This window comes from Glaciimonas sp. Gout2 (assembly GCF_035018905.1).
Taxonomy (GTDB): Bacteria; Pseudomonadota; Gammaproteobacteria; order Burkholderiales; family Burkholderiaceae_D; genus Glaciimonas.
In genome coordinates this window covers 109937-127278 of the sequence record NZ_JASJXA010000014.1, presented here as the reverse complement: position 1 = coordinate 127278, position 17342 = coordinate 109937, and the positions used below count along the sequence as shown (strand labels likewise).

The following is a 17342-nucleotide window of genomic DNA, read 5'->3' as shown; positions in this document are numbered from 1 at the left end:
GGAGGGTTTTTGCTTTGCAGAAACGATTTATGCAATGACAACACCCAACACCCAACACCCAACACCCAACACCCAACCAACACACACCAACACACACCAACACACACCAACACACACCAACATTAACTACGCATCATCACCCCGCGCGCCGATAAGATGTAGTCTGCAAGACAAATTCCCTCAGTGCCAACAGTCAAACTCAACCCTACAGCCTCACATTTCGCCACGCTCTCCCAATCTTGAGATACTTAGGTAAGCAATCTCGTCATATTTATAGTGGTAACGATTTTTTTATAAAAACTATAGCCACCAACCGGTAATCACTGGGCCATAAGCCATTAAGTCACATCCCACTACACCAAAATAATTGCCTCCCGCCGTGTTTGGAAAGATATCTGTCACCGCCCTTTGATCAAGCCTGCCTTCACCAAACTTTACTTTACGATCATTCTTTAAACCCAATCGATCAATGTCTCGTCATTCTGGTTTGATTTGTAAGTTAACATCGCGAAATTGTCATGCATTTTTCTTGGAAATCCCGAAAGACAACTTTGCGCACAATAATCTACCCCGATAATAATGCCTTATAAGTTACTTAGCGCCCGACGATCCTGTGGAGGCATCGTTTATGTAAAAAAAATTTACGAGAGCATTAAGAGACAGCATATTTTCGCCAACGTGTGAACCGCATGAGCAATGACGTCATCCAGTTAAATAGCAATGCCTAGAATATCTATATCCAAAATACGCTACTAAGCAAAACAACAAACAGACAACTACTGGGTTTTTAACCAGTTGTCCTGTATGATTTCGTATAAATTAAGACTAAGGTGCTACTAAGATGATAGGTCGTCTCTCCGGGATTTTACTTGAGAAAAATCCGCCGCAATTAATAGTTGATTGCAATGGCGTCGGCTATGAAGTAGGAGTGCCCATGAGCACCTTTTACAATCTTCCCGCAATTGGAGAAAGGGTCGTCTTATTGACACATTTGGCCATACGAGAAGATGCGCATGTACTGTTTGGATTCGGCACCGCGGAAGAGCGCAACGTTTTTAAACAACTAATCAAAATTAGTGGAGTAGGTGCGCGTATGGCGCTCTCAATTTTGTCTGGAATGTCAGTTCACGACTTAGCACAGGCGATCACGTTGCAAGAGGCGGGACGCTTGACCAAGGTTCCTGGCATTGGCAAAAAAACTGCAGAACGTTTATTGCTGGAGTTAAAAGGAAAACTAGGTGCTGATATTGGCGCGGTCGGAGGACACCCCGTTAACGTTGTGACGGGTGATATTTTGAATGCGTTGGTTGCGTTAGGTTATTCCGATAAAGAGGCATCGCTAGCTTTAAAGCAAATACCAGAGGACATTACAGTATCCGACGGTATTAAATTGGCACTGAAGGCGTTATCCAAATTGTAATGTTATTTTATTAATGCTAATTTTCGCAATAAGCCGATGAGTATCAAATTTTCCCTCATTCAGATATGGCCGTAGCAAGCTTATCTAAACTACGACATCTAAACCTTTCAGTCCGGCTACAATTCGATCATGAGCATTCAAACCGACGACTTTACCGAGCAGCGAATTATCGCGGCCACTCCGGCCTCTCCAAACGAAGAGGCAATTGAACGTGCGCTGCGACCAAAGCATTTAGATGAATATGTAGGGCAGCAAAAAATTCGTGAGCAGTTGGAAATTTTTATTACTGCTGCTCGCCAACGTAAAGAGGCATTGGATCATACCTTGCTGTTTGGACCTCCAGGGCTGGGAAAAACTACTCTAGCCCACATCATCGCCCGTGAAATGGGTGTTAATTTACGCCAAACATCAGGTCCGGTCCTTGAGCGAGCGGGAGATTTAGCTGCGTTATTGACGAATCTCGAAGCAAATGATGTTCTTTTTATTGACGAAATTCATCGGCTTTCACCGGTCGTAGAGGAAATTCTTTATCCTGCTCTTGAGGATTATCAAATAGATATTATGATCGGAGAAGGTCCAGCCGCACGCTCCGTCCGGCTCGACTTGCAACCTTTTACGTTGGTTGGTGCGACGACTCGTGCGGGAATGTTAACAAATCCGCTGCGGGATCGTTTTGGCATCGTTGCCAGATTGGAATTTTATACGCCGGAAGAATTAACCAGAATTGTTACGCGCAGTTCGGCTTTACTCAACGCGCCAATAGTCGGGGATGGCGCGTTTGAAATTGCTAAGCGCAGCCGTGGTACGCCACGTATCGCCAATCGACTTTTAAGACGTGTTCGAGACTATGCCGAGGTAAAGGGAAATGGTGAAATAACTAAAGCCATCGCCGATGCCGCGTTAGTTATGCTAGATGTTGATCCAGTCGGATTCGATGTAATGGATCGTAAATTGCTCGAAGCTGTGCTCTTTAAATTTGGTGGTGGCCCGGTTGGTCTTGATAATTTGGCCGCAGCAATAGGCGAAGAGCGTGACACTATTGAAGACGTGCTGGAGCCCTATTTGATACAGCAAGGCTTCTTGCAGCGGACGCCGCGAGGTAGGATCGCGACTCCTGCTGCCTATGCGCACTTTGGTGTTAGTGCGCCGCAGACCGGTCCCAACGGCGAACTTTGGGGCCAAAATTAACAACCCCTCGGGCGGAGATGCTTCCGGCGCAAAAATGTCAACTTTCCAGATATGGATTGACGCTGACGCTTGTCCCAATGCGATTAAAGAAATTTTATTTCGCGTTGCAGAACGGCGTCACATGACGATTACGTTGGTAGCCAACAAGTTATTGCGAACCCCACCCTCTCGTTTTATCAAGGCAATTCAAGTGCCAGCGGGATTTGATGTTGCAGATCAGGAAATAATACGTTTGTTGCATCCGGGAGATTTAGTCATTACGGCCGATATTCCGCTGGCAGCACAAGTCCTTGATTGTGGCGGCGACGCACTAAATCCTCGTGGCGAGTTTTATAATCTCGATAATATTCAACAGCATTTAGCTATGAGAAAATGGTTGGAGGAGTTGCGCGGATCGGGTGTCGATACTGGCGGACCAGCAATATTTAGCCAGAGTGATCGCCATCATTTTGCCGCGCAATTAGATCGGCATTTACAAAAAGCGTCTATTTAACAAGGAAGAAACGCATATTCGTCAAGGCGATGCTTGTGTAAAAATTAAACGTCACAGACAATGCGATAGTCGTCACCAATTTGTGTAAGCGAACCATGCTCATGTCAACAAAAGCTAATCGGTACGCGCATCAACTCATCGATGCCAGAGCCAGCGCTCGATTGTTACCCCCATTTTCCAACGGCGAGGCGTTATTGCCGGTAGATGGCTATGATATTTCCAAGCGAATTCTTGACGCGAGCATTAGTCGTGGAGAGATTCCAAAAGGGCGTAAATTAGGTTTCACCAATCGTACTTTATGGCCCAAGTATGGGGTTAATCAACCCATTGAGTCACTCATGTGGGCGCATATTTTTGATAGCACCGTGCGTTTTGCTGAAGACAACCGAGGAATCCAAAGTCTAGAAGGCGCGGTACAACCACGAATCGAACCCGAAATCGTATTCAAATTGGGAACCACTCCAAGTCCGGATGCAAGTCTCAGTGAGTTGGCCGATTGTATTGAGTGGATGGCGCATGCGTTTGAGATCGTTGTGTGCCCATTCCCTGATTGGAAATTTGAGGCTGCAGATGCCATCGCCGCATTCGGTTTGCACGGCACTCTGATCATCGGAGAGCCACACGTCCTGTCGACCGCTACGCGACGTAATTTGGGAGATATATTAGCCAATGCGAGCGTTTCATTGTCTTGTTGTACCGAGGATTCCGTGACTTTATGCGGTGCTGGATTTGGTAGCGATGTGCTTGATAGCCCGTTACACGCCGTATGGCATTTACATCAGTTACTTAAAACCCAGCCACAATTTTCACCGCTCTCCGCTGGTGAGGTAATTACAACGGGGACCTGGACTGATGCATATCCAGTCCAACGGGGGCAAACGTGGGTGACGGCATTTTCTGGGGTAGCCCTTCCTGGCTTAACATTGTCATTTATATAGCTAAAAAACAACTCAACCCTCATCCATCTAATGAGGGTCGAATGCAAAAATGCCACGCAACGTCAACATTGTGTGGCATATTTTCATCACATTAATTTAGGCTTAATAACCTTACCAAGAGCTTTAAAATCTCAATAAGCGTACTGAAGTAGTTAACCTTATTCTTCACGCACCCAGGTTTGTGAGCGTCCAAGCAAGGGCACCCCGATATATCCGCGTACGCTTAATTTTTTACCGTCATCAAGAAGTGACATCTTGCTTTTGTAGACCTTACCGTTTGCTGGGTCCAGAATAGTCCCACCACTGTACTCAGCGCCATCAGCCTTCATACCTTGCAGCATTGTCAGGCCAACAATTGGCTTGTCCTTATTGTCGCCTTCGCATTTGACACACTTCGGATTAGCTTCTTCGTTGGGCTCACGAAATAATTTTTCGATCTTTCCTGACAACTCACCACCAGATTCAGTTATCCGAATCAACGCTTTGGGCTTGCCGGTAGAGTCGTCAATATTTTTCCATAATCCAACTGGAGATGTAGTTTGCGCCGTGGCGCAAAATGCTAGGAGCAAACCAGCCGCGAGGATACTCATTGAACTTTTTTTCATGCATGTCTCCCTTATTTTTTTGTTGTGCGTAAGCGATTTATTTAACAACTTACTTTAGCCACTTAATTTACCCGCCTACGCACATTGATTTACAGGGTTTCATAATGCAATGAGGCTTTGTGATGCGTTTCTAGTCCTTCAGTTTGGCAAACTGTTCGTTTAGTTTAACCAAGATGGCGGTAAAACTAGCCACGCGCTCTTGTTCCTGCGCAACCACTTGCGCGGGTGCCCGAGCTACAAAGCTGTCATTGCTTAGTTTCGCCTGTGCTTTTGTAATTTCTGCTTCCAAACGGGTGATCTCCTTGGTAAGGCGCTCACGCTCGGCGGCAACATCAATTTCTACCTTCAGCATTAGCTTAGCATTACCGACGATGGAAATAGGTGCCGGAGACTCGGGGAAATCCTCTAATACTTGCACTTCCGATAATTTTGCTAGTCCTTGCAGGTATGGCGCGAATGCTTTCAGAGCCGCTTGATTTGATGCATCACCAGCAATAATCAGTGGTATCCGCAATGCTGGCGACAGCTGCATTTCACCCCGCAGATTACGACAGGCATCAGTCAGGGATTTCAATTCTGTCATCCATGCTTCCGCTTTTTCATCGATTTTGTCAGGGCGTGCTTCTGGGTAAGATTGACGCATGATCGAATCGCCAGCTGGATCCATCACGTGGCCAGTCAATGGTGCAACGCTTTGCCACAATGCCTCAGTCACAAAAGGAATGATCGGATGGGCCAGACGCAAAATAGTTTCCAGCACCCGTAATAACGTTCGACGCGTAGCTTGCTGTTGTGCCGGGCTGCCGTTTTGTATCTGAATTTTTGCGACTTCCAAATACCAATCGCAATATTCATCCCATACGAATTTATAGATAGCGGATGAAATATTATCGAAACGATAGTCGGTGAAACCCTTCGCGATGTCGATCTCGGTGCGTTGTAATTGAGAAACAATCCAACGGTCTGCATAAGAGAAATCCAGCTTCTCTTTGTTGCACTCGCCAGCTGTATGACCTTCAAATCCGCAATCCTTACCTTCGGTATTCATCAGAACAAAGCGGGTAGCGTTCCACAATTTGTTGCAGAAATTCCGGTAACCATCGCAACGGCTCAGGTCAAAATTAATATTGCGACCAAGCGTCGCTAGTGAAGCAAAGGTGAACCTCAGCGCATCGGTGCCAAAAGCGGGAATGCCATCGGCAAATTCTTTGCGCGTAGCCTTGGCGATGCTATCTGCCTGCTTTGGGTTCATTAGACCCGTGGTGCGTTTTGTGACCAATGTTTCGACGTCAATGCCATCGATCAGGTCGATTGGATCGAGCGTATTTCCTTTGGATTTAGACATTTTTTGGCCGCTACCATCGCGTACCAGACCATGCACGTATACGGTCCCGAACGGCACTTTGCCGGTGAAGTGGGTAGTCATCATGACCATCCGTGCAACCCAAAAGAAGATAATGTCAAAGCCGGTCACCAGCACTGATGATGGTAAGAACATTTTGTAATCAGGCGTTTCTTCAGGCCAACCAAGCGTTGAAAAAGGTATCAGCGCAGAAGAGAACCAGGTATCGAGGACGTCATCATCGCGTCTGATAACTTTGTTGCCAGCTTGAGTCTGCGCTTCCGCTTCGGTCCGCGCGACGTAGATCTTTCCGTCTTCGTCGTACCAGGCGGGAATCTGATGGCCCCACCACAATTGACGCGAAACACACCAATCCTGAATATTGTTGAGCCATTGATTGTAAGTGGTGTTCCAGTTCTCTGGCACCATCTTGATTTCACCATTAGCGACTTTTTCCAGCGCGACTTCGGCAATCGATTTGCCTGGGAAATGCGTGCCTTCTGGTGCCGGTTTGCTCATCGCCACAAACCATTGATCGGTCAACATTGGCTCAATCACAACGCCAGTGCGGTCTCCACGTGGGACCATCAATTTATGCGGCTTAACCGATTCGAGCAGACCGAGTGCATCAAGGTCGGCGACGATTTGTTTACGTGCGACAAACCGGTCCATGCCCTGATATTGTTGTGGCGCTTCCTCGTTGATTTTTGCATCGAGTGTCAGGATGCTGATTTTGTCCAGATTATGACGCTGACCCACCGCATAATCATTAAAGTCATGCGCTGGCGTGATCTTCACGCAGCCGGTACCGAACTCTTTATCCACGTATTCATCGGCGATGATCGGAATTTCGCGACCGCACAATGGCAACGTCAGCATCTTGCCGACCAGATGACGATAACGCTCATCGGTTGGGTCGACGGCAACGGCGGCATCGCCGAGCATGGTTTCCGGGCGCGTGGTGGCCACGGTCAAATGACCGCTGCCATCGACCAGCGGATAGCGGATGTACCACATCGAACCGTCTTCTTCTTCCGATACCACTTCGAGATCAGAAACTGCCGTGCCGAGCATCGGGTCCCAGTTGACCAGACGTTTTCCGCGATAAATTAAACCTTGTTCGAATAGTCTGACAAAGACCTCGGTCACGGTCCCGGATAAGTCGGTGTCCATCGTGAAATACTCACGATCCCAATCGGCGGATGATCCAAGGCGACGCATCTGGGCGGTAATCGCAGAGCCAGATTTTTCTTTCCACTCCCAGACTTTTTCGATAAATTTTTCACGGCCTAGATCGTGACGCGATATTTTTTGCGCATCGAGTTGACGCTCGACCACAATTTGGGTCGCTATGCCGGCGTGGTCGGTTCCCGGTATCCATGCGGTATTGAAGCCACGCATGCGGTGGTAGCGCACCAGGCCATCCATGATGGTCTGATTGAATGCGTGGCCCATGTGCAAGGTGCCGGTAACATTTGGTGGCGGTAACTGAATGCTGAACGATGGTTTGCTGGCATCGGTGGTCGCGGCATAGTACCCGCGTTTTTCCCACTCGCTACGCCAAAATTGTTCAATCTCGGCAGGGTCGAAAGACTTGGCTAATTCCATGATTTAGTGGTGTTTTTTGCTAAAACAATGATTATAAAGGACGACACGTTTGCTTCGGCACATAGGCCAGACATATTTAAGGAACGTGACTATAAAATGGTCAAATGCCCTACTTTGAGGAGGCAAAGATCATTTTTTGTCAGAATATTTATTGTTGATCAGAGTAAATAGTCTGATCAACAATGTATAAAACTTTCTTGAAGAGCAAATGTAAATCTTCGCGCGATCTGGATTGTCGGTGTTAGAATTCAGTTCGCTAGCTTGAAATTACGCCAAGTTAGCAAAATGCTAGGGGTCCTGACTATCAGCGTTAATTTATTAACACTGATAGTCGGGTGAGAAACACCCTCTGAACCTGATCTGGGTAATGCCAGCGAAGGGAAGCCGTCGAGTTTGTTGTTGGCCTTATTTCATAACGCTTCACGCCGTTATTCCGCCGCATTCTCGAAAACTCCTTTGCTGGCTCCACGCCGAGACAACCACGCAAAGGAGCCAAAATGAACGCAAATCCAAAATTTCTATCTGCCACCGCCACGGTGGATGAAGCAGCCATTCAGCCACTACCGAATTCCCGCAAGATCTATGTCACAGGATCGCGGCCGGATATTCGTGTGCCGATGCGCCAAATTACCCAATCCGACACCGAAGCGTCGTTCGGTGCCGAAAAAAATCCCCCCATTTATGTCTATGACACTTCGGGACCGTATTCCGACCCGGACGTCAAAATTGACATTCGGTCCGGATTGTCGACACCACGCACACCTTGGATCACCGAGCGGGAAGATACCGACGAGCTATCTGGACCAAGCTCGGAATATGGGATTGAGCGCTTAAACGATCCAAAGTTGACAGAATTGCGTTTCAACTTGCAACGCAAACCTCGCCGTGCCAAAGTAGGTAAAAATGTCTCGCAAATGCATTATGCGCGTCAAGGCATCGTGACGCCGGAAATGGAATACGTCGCTATCCGCGAAAATATGCGTCGTCAGGAATATCTGGAAGAGTTAAAAGCGTCCGGCCCAATGGGCAATCGTCTCGCTGATTTGATGGGCCGTCAACATCCGGGGCAATCGTTTGGTGCAAGTATTCCAGCAGAAATCACGCCAGAATTTGTCCGCTCAGAAATAGCGCGTGGCCGTGCCATTATTCCAGCCAACATCAATCATCCTGAAGTCGAGCCGATGATTATCGGGCGCAACTTCCTGGTGAAGATTAACGCCAATATCGGTAACTCAGCGGTCACGTCATCGATTGGTGAAGAAGTCGAAAAAATGACTTGGGCGATTCGTTGGGGCGGCGATAACGTCATGGATTTGTCGACTGGCAAACACATTCATGAAACCCGCGAATGGATCATCCGTAATTCACCTGTGCCAATTGGCACTGTACCGATTTATCAGGCGTTGGAAAAGGTCAACGGCAAGGCCGAAGATCTGACGTGGGAAATTTTCCGTGACACACTGATTGAGCAAGCCGAGCAGGGCGTTGACTACTTTACGATTCACGCCGGTGTGCGTTTGCAATACGTGCCGATGACTGCCAAGCGGCTAACCGGAATCGTTTCGCGCGGTGGTTCGATTATGGCGAAATGGTGTCTTGCACATCATCAGGAATCGTTCCTGTATGACCATTTCGAGGACATCTGCGAGATCATGAAAGCGTATGACGTCTCGTTCAGTCTGGGTGATGGATTGCGTCCAGGATCGATCTATGATGCCAACGACGAGGCACAACTGGCCGAATTGAAAACGCTGGGTGAGCTCACCCAAATTGCGTGGAAGCATGATGTGCAGGTAATGATCGAAGGGCCGGGCCACGTGCCGCTGCATTTGATCAAGGAAAACATGGATCTGCAACTTGAGCAATGTGACGAAGCACCGTTTTACACATTGGGACCGCTGACCACTGACATTGCACCGGGTTACGATCACATCACGTCCGGCATCGGCGCGGCCACGATCGGTTGGTATGGCACCGCGATGTTGTGTTACGTCACGCCAAAGGAGCATTTGGGCTTGCCGAACAAAGCTGATGTGAAGGACGGCATCATCACCTACAAAATTGCAGCGCACGTCGCGGATTTGGCGAAGGGCCATCCCGGTGCTCAGATTCGTGACAATGCATTGTCTAAAGCACGGTTCGAATTCCGTTGGGATGACCAGTTCAATATTGGTCTTGATCCAGATAAAGCACGCGAATTTCACGATGAAACGTTGCCGAAGGATTCTGCCAAAGTAGCGCATTTTTGCTCGATGTGTGGGCCCCATTTCTGCTCCATGAAAATCACACAGGAAGTGCGGGAATACGCTGCCAAGCAAGGTATCACCGAGATCGCTGCGTTGAAGAAAGGGATGGAAGTGAAGTCCATCGAATTCATCAAAAGCGGTGCGGAAATTTATAGAAAACAGTGAGCGTGATGATGGAAATCGAACTTAACGGTGCGCCGCATCAGCTCGACGATCATCAGACGTTGCAGCAGTTGGTAGCGGCGCTGGCGATGTCCGGCAAGGCGATTGCCGTGGCGGTCAATCGTCAGGTGGTACCGTCCCACTTATGGGCGCAGCATGTCTTGCAGTCACATGATAAGGTCGACGTGGTGCGGGCTATCGGGGGCGGTTAAGGTTGGCGTAACTGGCATAAAGCGAGCGTAAGGCGGGGTGTGAAGTTGGGTGCTGGCGATCTCTGCCATCACGCAGACCATAAGCTGTCCTTACGTCAATTTATGCTGCGAATGTCTTGCCTGCCAAATGCAACTGTTTGCAACGATATTGGTTCGGTAGCGCTGAGCGTTACCGAACCATCAAAGCAATTCGAAAGGAAAAATCATGAACATGCACAATGCCCTCTCAGAAAGCCAACAGGATAGTGGCTTGATTATCGCAGGGAAAACCTACCGTTCGCGGCTGCTAGTCGGTAGTGGGAAATACCGCGATCTGGACCAAACGCGTGACGCGACTGAAGCCAGCGGTGCAGAAATTATTACGGTCGCGATTCGTCGGGTCAATATCGGCCAAGACCCAGACGCGCCTAATCTGCTAGATGTTGTGCCGCAGTCGCGCTATACGATATTGCCCAATTCTGCCGGTTGCTATACGGCGAAAGATGCCGTGTATACGTTGCAATTAGGCCGTGAATTACTGGGCGGTCACAAGTTGGCAAAGCTGGAAGTACTCGGCGACGAAAAGACTTTGTTTCCCAATATGCCCGAGACCTTGAAAGCAGCAGAAACACTCGTCAAAGATGGTTTTGATGTCATGGTGTATTGCAGCGATGATCCGATTCAGGCGCGTATTCTCGAGGAAATCGGTTGCGTTGCCATCATGCCACTGGCTTCATTAATTGGGTCCGGAATGGGGATTTTGAACCCTTGGAATTTATCGCTGATTATCGATCAGGCTAAAGTACCGGTGTTAGTTGATGCCGGAGTTGGCACTGCTTCCGACGCCGCGATTGCGATGGAGTTGGGCTGTGATGGCGTGTTGATGAATACGGCGATTGCTGGCGCGCGTGACCCGATTCGCATGGCGCGAGCGATGCGCTTGGCGGTTGAAGCCGGTCGTGAAGCTTATCTGGCGGGGAGAATTCCTAAGCGCTTTGCAGCGTCCCCCTCGTCGCCTATGGCTGGGCGTGTAAAGTGACGGGGAGACAATCCAGTCTTTCAGAATCGACTACAGAGCGCTCAACGCCTCCGTGCGTTTTGGTCTTCTCGGGTTCTGATCCTAGCGGTGGTGCCGGTTTGCAAGCCGACATCACCGCCATTGCCGGACTTGGTGCGCACCCGATGTCGGTCGTGACGGTCCTCACTGTCCAGGATAACCAGCGTGTCTTCGGGGTTTATCCGGTGGCGGCTGATCTGGTTCATCAACAGGCGCAAGTCTTGGTGGACAGGATCGAGATCGCAGCCGTCAAACTCGGCATTGTGGGCAATCGCGCCAACGCCGACGTGATCGCCGCCATCATACGCCAACTGCGTGCACGCCAGCCTGACTTGCCAGTGGTGTTTGACCCCGTGTTGGCAAACGGTGCGGGCGACACCTTGTCGACGGAAGACCCAATTGCCGCGCTAGCACCATTGTTTGCCTTGGCAACGGTGATTACGCCGAACCGGATTGAGGCGAACCGGTTATGCGGCTCTCCATCTAGCGCGGATCATGATCCCGATGTTCAGGCGCAGCAATTGTTGGCGCGTGGGTGTCAGCATGTATTGTTGAAGGGTGGACATGGCCCCGAGCAGGATCACGTATTGAATCGGTGGTACACCCGCGAACACCAGCAGAGCTGGCGTTGGCCACGCTTGCAGGGAGAGTTTCATGGTAGCGGTTGCACTCTCGCAGCAGCTTTGGCAGCATTGTTGGCGCAGGGAATGTCGATGGAACAAGCGATCAGCGCTGCGCAGACGTATTGTCAGCAAACGTTGACATCGTCATACGGCATCGCCGATGGGCAGCGCATACCGAATCGTTTAAAGCAACTTGCTTAACCCACATCGGCTAACTTTGGCGTCGGCATTTTTTTAGAATACGAAGGAGTCGTTATGAAAACGTTTAACCTGAAAGGCCTCTATATTGTCACGCCGGACTGGGATGATACGGCCAAATTGCTCGCGGTAAGCGAGCAAGCATTGCAAGGCGGTGCGACGTTACTACAGTATCGTCATAAGACCGCAGATGCCGCGTTACGTCAGGAGCAAGCCGCATTATTATTTGCATTGTGTCGGCGCTACCAGCGACCGTTCATCATCAATGATCATGTTGATCTTTGTCTGGCTTTGGACGCGGACGGCATTCACGTTGGTGGCACTGACGCCAGCGTGGCAGAAATACGTGCCAAAGTCGGTCCAGATAAAATCGTTGGTGCATCCTGTTACGGCAGCTTGGAACTGGCGCACGATGCTGTACGTTGTGGTGCTAGTTATGTTGCATTCGGTGGATTCTATCCATCCAAAGTAAAAAAATACGACGTGACGACGCAAGCGTCAATCATGACAATCGCTAAAACTGAGATCGCGTTACCAAATGTCGTTATCGGCGGCATGACGGCACAAAATGCGATGCCATTAGTGGCGGCTGGCGCTGATATGGTGGCGGCGATTAGTAGTGTTTATCTGGCTGATGATCCGGTCGCAGCAGCGCGTGAATTCGTCGCTCTGTTTACGCGTTAGCACTTCGAAATTGCTCACGACGGTGAAAAAAAACGGCGCTGATTGCGCCGTTTTAATATCTTCATACGATTGGCCACGGCCTAAAAATTAGCCCTCTAGCAAACTACGCAACATCCATGCATTTTTTTCATGCAGCTGCATGCGTTGCGTCAAAAGATCCGCCGTTGGCTCATCAGATGCGGCGTCGACTACTGGGAAAATTGAGCGAGCAGTGCGTGTGACGGACTCTTGTCCTGCGACGAGTTGTTGAATCATTTCTGTTGCGGTCGGGACGCCAACTGCCTCGGCGATTGTCGATAATTTAGCAAACGCAGCATATGAACCAGGTGCCGGGTAACCCAATGCGCGGATGCGTTCAGCAATCAGGTCAACGGCAAGCGAGAGTTCTGTGTACTGACCTTCAAACATCAAATGCAATGTGTTGAACATTGGACCGGTCACATTCCAATGGAAATTGTGCGTTTTCAGATATAACGTGTACGTGTCGGCGAGTAATTTGCTGAGGCCGTCTGCAATTTTCTTGCGGTCTTTATCGTTGATGCCGATGTTGATGACTGCGACGTTTTTCTTTGCGGCTATCTTTGCCATTGGATTACTCCTTCTGTGGGCTACGGGTTTTGGAATTGCCAAAATACTTATATGTTTGTTTGCAACTATTCTATGTCAATTTGATGCATAGCGACACCAGACGTCTAAATCCGATTGCCTTGTCACGATTGAAGTTACGTTCAATCGTGTAGGACGCGCTGTTAACCAATCACTCAATCGACATATTTCCCATCGACTGTTCCGAGCGTCTATACAGAGTGATCGTTAAGGCAACACCTGCAAGCGCAGCCAGGGCAGCGAACAGGAATACTTCGGGATAACCAAATGCGGTGGCGATTAATCCCGCTAACGGTCCGGTAATGCCGAGCGCCACGTCTAAAAACATGGAGTAAGCGCCTAGCGCACTTCCGCGATTATGCTGCGGCACCCTGCGCACGGCCTCGACACCTAGTGCAGGAAAAACCAGCGCAAAGCCACAGCCGGTTAGGGCCGCTCCGCATAACGCGACCCAAGAAGCGGTGGAGAAGCCAAGCAACAGCAATCCCACTGCCTCGACTGCAAAGCAGGCAACTGCCACGCGAAAGCCGCCAAATCGTGTAATCACCGAACCAAATAAGAGCCGGGCACCCACAAAAAAGCCACCAAATAATGTGAGAGCGAAGGCGGCGTTAGACCAATGATGGCTCGCATAAAAGAGGGTAATAAAAGTAGCAATTGATCCAAATCCGACTGACCCAAGGGCCAGCCCGAGACCATGCGGCAACACGCGGCGCAACACGTTTCTAAACGGAAGGTGATCACCTTTAATCACTGCGGTGGCTTGTTTGCGCCGGGCTAGATAGTAACCAAGCCCGCCCAGCCCGATAATGGCAACGCCGACCCATGCCAAACCCCATGCGTGAACGATCACGACGCCCAATGGCGCTCCCACTGCAAGTGCGCCGTAGGTAGCAATGCCGTTCCACGAAATCATGCGTGCGGTATGTTGAGATCCAACGCGACCAATGCCCCAGGCAATGGCCCCGGTGCCAACCAGACTTTCCGAGTAACCGAGCACTAACCTGCTAAGCATCAATATAACCAAGCTGAGCCATGGGATGGATGGCAATAATGCCGCGACAATTAATATTGCTCCACTTGCCGTACATCCAATTAAGCCATACAACACCGATGTTTTGGGACCGACTGAATCAGCAATGCGGCCAGCGCGCGGGCGGCTTAGCATGGTGGCCAGATATTGAATACTGATGGCGAGGCCAGCTAGCACCGAACTGTAGCCTAAATCTACATGGACGTAGCCAGGCAATACCGCCAATGGCAGGCCAATTGACAGGTAGCAGATAAAAGTAAAAAAAGAAGTGGCGATAATATGGAAGCTAACGGCACCCTCTGAAAGGGGCTGCGCGTCTAGCTTTGACGCTTGCTGTAAATCAGGCGCAGGCGACATGCCAGGTTCGGAAGTGGACGGCTTACCGCGGTTGAAGCGGGCTGGTTCGGACATGGTAGTTAACGTAGAAAGATGAGGAAGCGAGAGTAATCGACAAAAAGCGGTGTAACCAGGATGTAACCTAAGAGGTCAACGCAGACAGGATTTTTGCTTTGCTGCAACGCAGTATTTTACTCTTTGGAGTGAATTATTGCTTGCCGTGTGCCGATGTTATAGCGTATACCCTTCCTAACAGTCTCGGCACTCTCGTGGAACGCGCTTCTTTTATAGCCGCGCAGTTATAATGATGGGATGCAAAATCTTCTTCAGAATCTCAATCCCGAACAACTCGCCGCAGTCACTTTGCCCGCTCAACCAGCCTTGATTCTCGCCGGTGCCGGATCCGGTAAGACGCGCGTACTGATCACCCGCATTGCGTGGCTTATTCAAACCGGACAAGTTTCACCGTCAGGCGTACTAGCCGTCACCTTTACCAATAAGGCGGCCAAAGAAATGATGATGCGATTATCAGCGATGTTGCCGATTAATACACGCGGGATGTGGATAGGGACGTTCCACGGCCTCTGCAACCGCCTGCTACGTGCGCATCACAAGGATGCCGCGCTGACGCCGACGTTTCAGATTCTTGATTCGCAAGATCAGTTATCGGCGATCAAACGGTTGCTTAAATCATTGAGCATCGATGATGAGAAGTATCCGCCGCGTAACTTGATGTACTTTATCAATGGTGCAAAAGATCAGGGTTTGCGTGCGCACGATGTCGAAGCTAACGATGACTACAATCGCAAATTTGTCGAGTTATACGCCCTTTATGATCAGCAATGCCAGCGCGAAGGGGTCGTTGATTTTGCCGAACTATTATTGCGCACCTATGAATTGATGGTCAGAAATCAGCCTTTGCGTGAGCATTATCAAGCCCGTTTTAAACATATTTTGGTGGACGAATTTCAAGATACCAACGATCTTCAATATAAATGGTTAAAGTTGATGGCAGGGCAAGGCGGCGCGGTGTTTGCCGTTGGCGATGACGATCAAAGTATTTATGCATTTCGCGGCGCGAATGTCGGCAACATGAGTACCTTTCAGCGTGAATTTCAGGTCGAAAATTTGATCAAGCTGGAGCAAAACTATCGCTCGCAAGGTCATATTCTAGACTCTGCCAATACGCTAATCGCTAATAATAGCAAGCGTCTGGGTAAAAACTTGCGTACCGATGCTGGGCACGGCGAGCCGGTGAGAATTTACGAGTCAACCAGTGATTTACTCGAAGCCCAGTGGATTATCGAGGAAGCCAAGAGCCTGATCAATGAGGGTGCAACGCGTAGCGAAATAGCGATCCTGTATCGTTCAAACGCGCAATCGCGGGTGATTGAGCATGCGTTATTTTCAGCTGGCATTCCGTATCGGGTGTATGGCGGTCAACGCTATTTTGAGCGTGCAGAAGTCAAGCATGCAATCGCGTATTTGCAACTGATGGACAATCCCCATAACGATTCAGCATTTTTGCGCGTCGTGAATTTTCCAACACGCGGTATTGGCGCGCGTTCTCTCGAACACCTACAGGATGCCGCACGTCAGCAAGGTATTTCGCTGTATGCAGCGGTACCGTACGTGGCGGGAAAGGCCGGCACCTCTCTCGGCGCATTTCTCAAGTTAATTGAAGGTGCACGCTTTGAAACGCAGCATTTGCCGTTGCCAGAAATGGTGCAGATTATGCTCGGCATGAGTGGGCTAATAACGCATTACGGTACCGAGCGCGAGGGCGCCGACCGCATCGAAAATCTGGAGCAATTGGTCAACGCTGCGACCTTATTCGTCTCAGAAGAAGGATTTGGAGTAGAAGCGCCGGCATTGCTCGGCCCGCAAGCCGATGTGTTGGCAGCGGCCTCTATTACGACCGCGGATGGGATTGAAATTATTGATGCGGACGCACGGCTGTCGTTCATCATGTCGCCGTTGTCAGCATTTTTGTCACATGCCTCGTTAGAGGCGGGAGATAATCAGGCTAAAACCGGGCAAGACGCCTTGCAGCTAATGACGGTGCATTCATCCAAAGGTCTGGAGTTTGAAGCGGTATTTATTACAGGGCTGGAAGAGGGATTGTTTCCCCATGAGAATTCCCAAAAAGAAGACTCTGGCGTGGAAGAAGAGCGGCGTCTGATGTATGTCGCTATCACGCGTGCTAAAAAGCGCCTTTACATGAGTTTCTCGCAGACGCGAATGCTGCACGGGCAGACGCGTTATAACCTGCGGTCACGATTCTTCGATGAGTTGCCTGAAGACTCGCTCAAGTGGTTGTCACCCAAAATACAACCACAGCAACAAAGCTGGTTTGCGCACCCGAAAGCGGCATGGGTTGATGAGCCCCAATATGGCGCCAATGCCATTGCAAACAAAATCACGAAACAGGATGTGGGTTGGCGCATTGGGGAAAATGTCGCCCATCAAAAATTCGGTGAAGGCGTGATTGTCAATATCGAAGGTGGTGGTGGAAACGCCCGCGCGCAAATTAACTTTGGCAAGCATGGAATGAAATTGCTGGACTTAACGATCGCCAAGCTGGATAAGGTGTAGGCATCAGATCTCTTATA

14 protein-coding genes and 1 riboswitch are annotated in these 17342 nt (G+C 49.6%); of the genes, 10 read left to right on the top strand and 4 right to left on the bottom strand.

The features are described from left to right. Window positions 1-841: 841 nt before the first annotated feature. The 4 genes from ruvA to QN379_RS12140 all read left to right on the top strand — a co-directional run bounded on the left by ruvA (window position 842) and on the right by QN379_RS12140 (window position 4039). Complete coding sequence (gene ruvA, locus QN379_RS12155) at window positions 842-1420, top strand: Holliday junction branch migration protein RuvA (protein WP_322233325.1); 579 nt, start codon at window positions 842-844, stop codon at window positions 1418-1420. A gap of 129 nt (window positions 1421-1549) precedes the next feature. Then, complete coding sequence (ruvB, locus tag QN379_RS12150) at window positions 1550-2608, top strand: Holliday junction branch migration DNA helicase RuvB (protein WP_322233323.1); 1059 nt, start codon at window positions 1550-1552, stop codon at window positions 2606-2608. Window positions 2609-2642: 34 nt separating this feature from the next. Continuing rightward, complete coding sequence (locus QN379_RS12145; protein ID WP_322233321.1) at window positions 2643-3101, top strand: YaiI/YqxD family protein; 459 nt, start codon at window positions 2643-2645, stop codon at window positions 3099-3101. Between the two features lie 95 nt (window positions 3102-3196). After that, window positions 3197-4039 (top strand): 2-keto-4-pentenoate hydratase, encoded by an 843-nt coding sequence (locus tag QN379_RS12140; protein ID WP_322233319.1) that lies wholly within the window; start codon window positions 3197-3199, stop codon window positions 4037-4039. Between the two features lie 158 nt (window positions 4040-4197). Here the strand turns inward: QN379_RS12140 and QN379_RS12135 are convergent, their stop codons facing one another. Next, window positions 4198-4644, bottom strand: coding sequence for a DUF2147 domain-containing protein (locus QN379_RS12135; protein ID WP_416186781.1), 447 nt, complete (start codon window positions 4642-4644; stop codon window positions 4198-4200). Window positions 4645-4774: 130 nt separating this feature from the next. After that, entirely contained in the window at window positions 4775-7594 is a 2820-nt protein-coding gene (locus tag QN379_RS12130) for a valine--tRNA ligase (RefSeq protein WP_323506732.1), read from the bottom strand. A gap of 280 nt (window positions 7595-7874) precedes the next feature. After that, a riboswitch (TPP riboswitch) is annotated at window positions 7875-7993 on the top strand. A gap of 98 nt (window positions 7994-8091) precedes the next feature. Here QN379_RS12130 and thiC point away from each other — a divergent pair. The 5 genes from thiC (at window position 8092) to thiE (ending at window position 12755) form a co-directional block, all read left to right on the top strand. Beyond that, complete coding sequence (thiC, locus tag QN379_RS12125) at window positions 8092-10005, top strand: phosphomethylpyrimidine synthase ThiC (protein ID WP_323506731.1); 1914 nt, start codon at window positions 8092-8094, stop codon at window positions 10003-10005. 8 nt (window positions 10006-10013) lie between these two features. Continuing rightward, entirely contained in the window at window positions 10014-10214 is a 201-nt protein-coding gene (gene thiS, locus QN379_RS12120; RefSeq protein ID WP_322240225.1) for a sulfur carrier protein ThiS, read from the top strand. A 211-nt stretch (window positions 10215-10425) separates the two neighbouring features. Continuing rightward, complete coding sequence (locus QN379_RS12115; protein ID WP_416348545.1) at window positions 10426-11232, top strand: thiazole synthase; 807 nt, start codon at window positions 10426-10428, stop codon at window positions 11230-11232. After that, window positions 11229-12074, top strand: a complete 846-nt coding sequence (locus QN379_RS12110; protein ID WP_323506729.1) for a hydroxymethylpyrimidine/phosphomethylpyrimidine kinase — start codon at window positions 11229-11231, stop codon at window positions 12072-12074. Before QN379_RS12115 ends, QN379_RS12110 begins: the two co-directional genes overlap by 4 nt. Window positions 12075-12128: 54 nt before the next feature. Further along, on the top strand, window positions 12129-12755 hold the full coding sequence (thiE, locus tag QN379_RS12105) for a thiamine phosphate synthase (protein WP_323506728.1): 627 nt from the start codon (window positions 12129-12131) through the stop codon (window positions 12753-12755). Window positions 12756-12842: 87 nt separating this feature from the next. Here the strand turns inward: thiE and QN379_RS12100 are convergent, their stop codons facing one another. Both QN379_RS12100 and QN379_RS12095 read right to left on the bottom strand, forming a co-directional pair. After that, entirely contained in the window at window positions 12843-13343 is a 501-nt protein-coding gene (locus QN379_RS12100) for a Dps family protein (RefSeq protein ID WP_322233307.1), read from the bottom strand. 169 nt (window positions 13344-13512) lie between these two features. After that, window positions 13513-14751 carry an MFS transporter gene (locus QN379_RS12095; protein ID WP_322240223.1) on the bottom strand — a complete coding sequence of 413 codons (1239 nt, stop codon included), beginning with the start codon at window positions 14749-14751 and terminating at the stop codon, window positions 13513-13515. A 291-nt stretch (window positions 14752-15042) separates the two neighbouring features. Between QN379_RS12095 and QN379_RS12090 the strand changes: the two genes are divergently transcribed. Then, window positions 15043-17325 carry a UvrD-helicase domain-containing protein gene (locus QN379_RS12090; RefSeq protein ID WP_322233305.1) on the top strand — a complete coding sequence of 761 codons (2283 nt, stop codon included), beginning with the start codon at window positions 15043-15045 and terminating at the stop codon, window positions 17323-17325. The last annotated feature ends 17 nt before the right edge of the window (window positions 17326-17342 follow it).

Excerpts from the sequence above, each read along its gene's own strand:
- ruvA (WP_322233325.1), top strand. The coding sequence starts at position 842 with ATGATAGGTCGTCTCTCCGGGATTTTACTTGAGAAAAATCCGCCGCAA.
- ruvB (WP_322233323.1), top strand. The coding sequence starts at position 1,550 with ATGAGCATTCAAACCGACGACTTTACCGAGCAGCGAATTATCGCGGCC.
- QN379_RS12145 (WP_322233321.1), top strand. The coding sequence starts at position 2,643 with ATGTCAACTTTCCAGATATGGATTGACGCTGACGCTTGTCCCAATGCG.
- QN379_RS12140 (WP_322233319.1), top strand. The coding sequence starts at position 3,197 with ATGCTCATGTCAACAAAAGCTAATCGGTACGCGCATCAACTCATCGAT.
- QN379_RS12135 (WP_416186781.1), bottom strand. The coding sequence starts at position 4,644 with ATGAAAAAAAGTTCAATGAGTATCCTCGCGGCTGGTTTGCTCCTAGCA.
- QN379_RS12130 (WP_323506732.1), bottom strand. The coding sequence starts at position 7,594 with ATGGAATTAGCCAAGTCTTTCGACCCTGCCGAGATTGAACAATTTTGG.
- thiC (WP_323506731.1), top strand. The coding sequence starts at position 8,092 with ATGAACGCAAATCCAAAATTTCTATCTGCCACCGCCACGGTGGATGAA.
- thiS (WP_322240225.1), top strand. The coding sequence starts at position 10,014 with ATGGAAATCGAACTTAACGGTGCGCCGCATCAGCTCGACGATCATCAG.
- QN379_RS12115 (WP_416348545.1), top strand. The coding sequence starts at position 10,426 with ATGCACAATGCCCTCTCAGAAAGCCAACAGGATAGTGGCTTGATTATC.
- thiE (WP_323506728.1), top strand. The coding sequence starts at position 12,129 with ATGAAAACGTTTAACCTGAAAGGCCTCTATATTGTCACGCCGGACTGG.
- QN379_RS12100 (WP_322233307.1), bottom strand. The coding sequence starts at position 13,343 with ATGGCAAAGATAGCCGCAAAGAAAAACGTCGCAGTCATCAACATCGGC.
- QN379_RS12095 (WP_322240223.1), bottom strand. The coding sequence starts at position 14,751 with ATGTCGCCTGCGCCTGATTTACAGCAAGCGTCAAAGCTAGACGCGCAG.
- QN379_RS12090 (WP_322233305.1), top strand. The coding sequence starts at position 15,043 with ATGCAAAATCTTCTTCAGAATCTCAATCCCGAACAACTCGCCGCAGTC.